At 64.2% G+C, this 614-nt stretch carries 2 protein-coding genes; both read left to right on the top strand.

The features are described from left to right. The first annotated feature begins 53 nt into the window (after positions 1 to 53). Positions 54 to 359 carry a chorismate mutase gene (locus KUW17_RS23225; RefSeq protein WP_222482660.1) on the top strand — a complete coding sequence of 102 codons (306 nt, stop codon included), beginning with the start codon at positions 54 to 56 and terminating at the stop codon, positions 357 to 359. Positions 360 to 446: 87 nt separating this feature from the next. Beyond that, positions 447 to 614, top strand: a 168-nt coding sequence (locus KUW17_RS23220; protein WP_315899423.1) for a tetrahydrofolate dehydrogenase/cyclohydrolase catalytic domain-containing protein, incomplete at its 3' end; no start/stop codon positions are given.

Raw genomic sequence — 614 nt, 5'->3', positions numbered from 1 at the left:
GATATGCGACATTCAGCGGCCCGGGATACCCCGGGCCGCTGGAGTTTTAAGACATGACCAAGCTGACACCGCCGCAGGACTGCCAGTCGATGGCAGAGGTGCGGGCCCAGATTGACAGGCTGGATATTGAGCTGGTGCAACTTCTGGCCGCCAGGGCGGGCTATATCGACCGGGCGATCCAGCTCAAGCAGCTCAACGGCTGGCCCGCGCGGATCCCGGAACGGGTCGAGGAAGTGGTCATGAATGCCCGCGCCGCCGCGGAAGGGGAGGGGCTGGACCCCGATCTGATCGAAGACCTGTGGCGGCAGCTGGTGGACTGGTCGATTGCCCGCGAGGCGCGGGTGATCCGGGAAGAGTGATGCTGAGCAGGACACCTGCGCAAGGGCATCGCGACATCTAGAGATGAGTAAGGCGGGCCGAATGCCTGCACAAAAAGGAAGAGAGCAATGGCAGCAACTCTGATTGACGGCAAGGCCTTTGCGGCCAAGGTGCGCGGCCAGGTGGCCGAGCATGTGGCGCGGCTGAAAGAGGAACACGGCATCACCCCCGGCCTGGCGGTGGTGCTGGTGGGCGAGGACCCGGCGTCGCAAGTTTATGTGCGCTCCAAGGGCAAG

This window comes from Leisingera aquaemixtae, assembly GCF_019801145.1.
Taxonomy (GTDB): domain Bacteria; phylum Pseudomonadota; class Alphaproteobacteria; order Rhodobacterales; family Rhodobacteraceae; genus Leisingera; species Leisingera aquaemixtae_A.
Note: the sequence above shows the minus strand (reverse complement) of the source record. Positions and strands in the feature narration are given on the sequence as shown.

Coding starts and splice junctions, on each gene's coding strand:
- KUW17_RS23225 (WP_222482660.1), top strand. CDS start 54: ATGACCAAGCTGACACCGCCGCAGGACTGCCAGTCGATGGCAGAGGTG.